Source organism: Streptomyces sp. NPDC048664, from assembly GCF_040650555.1.
Taxonomy (GTDB): Bacteria; Actinomycetota; Actinomycetes; order Streptomycetales; family Streptomycetaceae; genus Streptomyces.
On record NZ_JBEZHK010000065.1, the window covers coordinates 1 to 3296 of the forward strand.

The window sequence follows — 3296 nt, forward strand, 5'->3', positions numbered from 1 at the left end:
GTGGAAGCCGTCAACCACCACACCGACGAGGAAGAACGCACCATCCTCAACGGCGCACGCGAGAACGTCGCGACGGAACGGCGCGAGGAACTGGGAGCGGCGTTCCGGGAAGAGCGTGAGCGTCAGCTGGAGGCTGGATGCGGCTCGATCGACAACCTCCGCCGCATCCTCAACCCCTGACCACACCCCGGCGCGGGCGGCCGCACCATGACATCTGGGCCCGGCGCGGGGTCCCACGCCGGGCCCAGGTTGACTCGAGTCCGCATGGCCCGCCCGGCGTTCTCCCACCCAGCCCCGACTGAGCCAGAACACCTTTAGACGCCCCCTCGGCCTGGCATCTGTGCAGGGCCCCTGGTCGCCGACAGGGAGAGCACCACTGTGTACGGATCCCGACGGGAGGCGACGCTGACCGGGGCCGTGGAAGACAAGTGCTGGGGGCTGTGCAGTGCTGTCAGACCGAGGAGCGGCGGCGCGCCAAGGATGTCCTGCCTGGTCGCCGGCGGACGGCTCGTTCGGCATGGTCCATGTCGGTGGGAGCGTGCTTCAGGTCCACTGCGATGCATTCGATGTCGTTCAGGAGCGCGCCGCGCAGGACCAGGCATTCACGACAGCGCGCCTCGGCTTCGTCGGGCAGGCCGATGACCTCGCGGAGCGATGCCCGGGCCCCTGTCAGGGCTTCCTCCAGATCTTCCTCGGTGGTGCGTTTGACATGTCCGGTGTCTTCCAGCCCGTCAGCCAGGTGCTGGAGCGAGTCGGCGCAGCTGATGCGAAAGTCCTGGGAGAGGCACTGTTCTTCTCCGTCGGCTCGCGCGTGGTCGATTTCCCTGGCGAGGGACTGCAGGTGGGTGGCGAGGAGGCGAGCTGTCTGGATGGCTGCCTGGGAGCGCGCGAGGAGGCGGGGTGAGTCGGCGGGATCCGGACGGGGGTTGAGCCGGGCGTTCTCCTGCTCGGCAGCCACGGAGGCTGCGGCTATCTCCGCTTCGCCTGCGATCCGGGCGGCCCGCTCCCTCCACGTCGACGCGTCGGCGAGTGCCGCGCAGGCGTCCTCGGTGCGCAGGCTGTGCGCAGCGGTCCGCAGCAGTTCGGCGAGGTTCGTGTACAGGTCGCTAACCCGCTGTCGGCGGTGCCCGGGGCGGCGGGCCGGCGCGACGAGCGTCTGCACGAGCGCGCCGCAGGCCGCACCGAGGGCCACTGACGCCAGGAGTTGCAGGCAGTATCCGAGCTGACCGCGGCCCGCGTCGAACGCGAAGATCGCCACCACGACGACCTGGAAACCATGCTCCCCCAGCGGCCTGGGCCGCGCCAGCACCAGCCCGGCAAGCGCGAGCAGGACAAAGGTCCATACATGCACACCGGCCCACGAAGCGAGCCCGGCCGCCAGACCCGCCCCGATCACGAGCGCGACCACATACTGCGCTCCATGGCGCAGCGAGCGGTACAGCGTCGTCTGCGACACCAGCAGCGCCGTCAGCGGCGCGAACGACAGAACAGCATCGGGCAGCAGCCAGCGCGCCAAACACCACGCCGCGGTCGCCGCCAGGGCCGCCTTGGCAAGAAGGACGAGATCGTCCCGCTCAGGCCCCGGTTCCCGCAAACCCGCTGTCAGATAGCCACGCATGCGACGCACTAGGGCCAACAGCCTCCCGCTTATTCCTCCCACAAGTCCCACCTGCTCGACTTCCTCACGCTCACGAAATAGCCGGGTGCCCGAGCAGGCCAAAGCAAAACGGCAAGTCTGCTCACTGCTGCCCGCCACCCGCGTCCAGGAGGGCAACCCTCTCTGGCCGATCCCTCAAATTCGACTCTCCGGCAATGCGATATCGCGGTGAAGGCGGGCGCTGGTGCGCGGTACGGTCCAGCTTTCGCTCTGAGAACACCACGCTCCGGCCTGCGCCGGTGCGGGCCAGGGACGGGAGGGGTAGGAGGCTGCGCAGGTCCCACCGCGCATGGCCCTCCCGCCCCCGACAACAAACCACCTACCCTCACAGACCCCCGGGACTCCCTCTTCGCCAGGCGATGCCCGGTGGGTGTGCACATTTTTCAGACATGCACATGGGCCCGACCATCTGAGGCGGTCGGGCCCATATGAGGAAATTTTTTCAGGTCACCATCGATACCAGCGGCCGCGGCTTCCTCCGGCGTTCGTGGAACGCATCACGAAGCCGAGCAGCCACAGCACCAGCACGGCCAGAGCCACCCACCAAAGGATCTTGATAGCGAAGCCCGCACCGAAAAGGATCAGGGCAAGAAGCAGAACAAGAAGCAGGGGAACCATAGTCATCAACCTCCTGCGGCACCGTATGCCCTGCAGACCACCCTCCACTCCTCGGCGACACATTGTTTATGACGGGAGACCCGGGGCACCAGAGACTTCGTCGCGACAGCGGCACCAACCGCTTACGAGGAGGGGCATTCCATGACTGCCGGCGAGAAGGCCAAGGCGAAGACCGAGCAGGCCAAGGGCAAGACCAAGGAAACCCTCGGAAACGCCGTCGGCAACGACCGGATGGCCACCAAGGGACATGCGGAAAAGGCCACGGGCGACGCCCGCGAAGCCAAGGAGAAGACCAAGGACGCCTTCAAGCACTGAGGTCTTCCACGGCCCACTCAATCGGGGGTTGTCCCGGCAGCACCGCCGGGACAACCCCCGATTTCTGTTGCCATCCGAATTACCGCCGGCCGAGCCTGAGCATCATTGAGCCCTTCCCAACCTCAATGAACCTCTTTCATCCTGTGCTGGCGGGTGAGATGGGCTGGTCAGTGGGTGTGGTGACGAGGCAGGGCCCCTTGTCGTTGGCGTGGTGATTCCACTCAGCACACCGGTGACCGAAGGGGCCCTGTTGGTTCCGTATCCTGCCACGCTCGACGTCCCGCATGAGCTCGTCGAGCACGTCGCCTGGCTGCTGTACGAGCACCGCCGCGCACGCAACACCCGCTGGCGGAAGCTCGGCTGCTTCGACCAGGCACTGCTCACGCTGGTCCACCTGCGTAAGAACGAGACGTTCGCCCAGCTCGGCGCCGGGTTCGCGATATCGCAGGCCACCGCCTGGCGCTACGTGGACGAGGCCCTGGAGGTGCCGGCTTCCTGGGCCCCAGGCCTCCACGAAGCCCTCACCGGCCTCGGTGAGGGCGACCACGTCATCGTTGACGGCACACTGAACGCTTTGAGCGTTGCTTCTCCAGGGTGAGGACGGCTTTGGGGATGACGCTCATGCGGTTGGGGCTGATACGGGATCTGCGGAAGATCTGCCAGGACTTCAGCCGTGCCATGCCTCGTTCGACGGGTGCGCGGGCTG

3 protein-coding genes and 2 pseudogenes are annotated in these 3296 nt (G+C 67.0%); 3 read left to right on the forward strand and 2 right to left on the reverse strand.

The annotated features are described in order from the left end of the window. Positions 1-180, forward strand: a pseudogene (locus AB0C59_RS34710) (hemerythrin domain-containing protein); the annotation flags it as partial. Between the two features lie 271 nt (positions 181-451). Here AB0C59_RS34710 and AB0C59_RS34715 read toward each other — a convergent pair. Together AB0C59_RS34715 and AB0C59_RS34720 are read right to left on the reverse strand one after the other, a co-directional pair. Next, a complete protein-coding gene (locus AB0C59_RS34715; RefSeq protein ID WP_363011842.1) occupies positions 452-1618 on the reverse strand; it encodes an aromatic acid exporter family protein in 1167 nt (388 codons plus the stop codon). 486 nt (positions 1619-2104) lie between these two features. Further along, complete coding sequence (locus AB0C59_RS34720) at positions 2105-2275, reverse strand: hydrophobic protein (RefSeq protein WP_363011844.1); 171 nt, start codon at positions 2273-2275, stop codon at positions 2105-2107. Positions 2276-2416: 141 nt separating this feature from the next. Here AB0C59_RS34720 and AB0C59_RS34725 point away from each other — a divergent pair, with 141 nt between their 5' ends. Together AB0C59_RS34725 and AB0C59_RS34730 are read left to right on the forward strand one after the other, a co-directional pair. Next, positions 2417-2590, forward strand: a complete 174-nt coding sequence (locus tag AB0C59_RS34725; protein ID WP_363011846.1) for a CsbD family protein — start codon at positions 2417-2419, stop codon at positions 2588-2590. A gap of 208 nt (positions 2591-2798) precedes the next feature. Next, positions 2799-3158, forward strand: a pseudogene (locus AB0C59_RS34730) (transposase family protein); the annotation flags it as partial. Positions 3159-3296 lie beyond the last annotated feature (138 nt).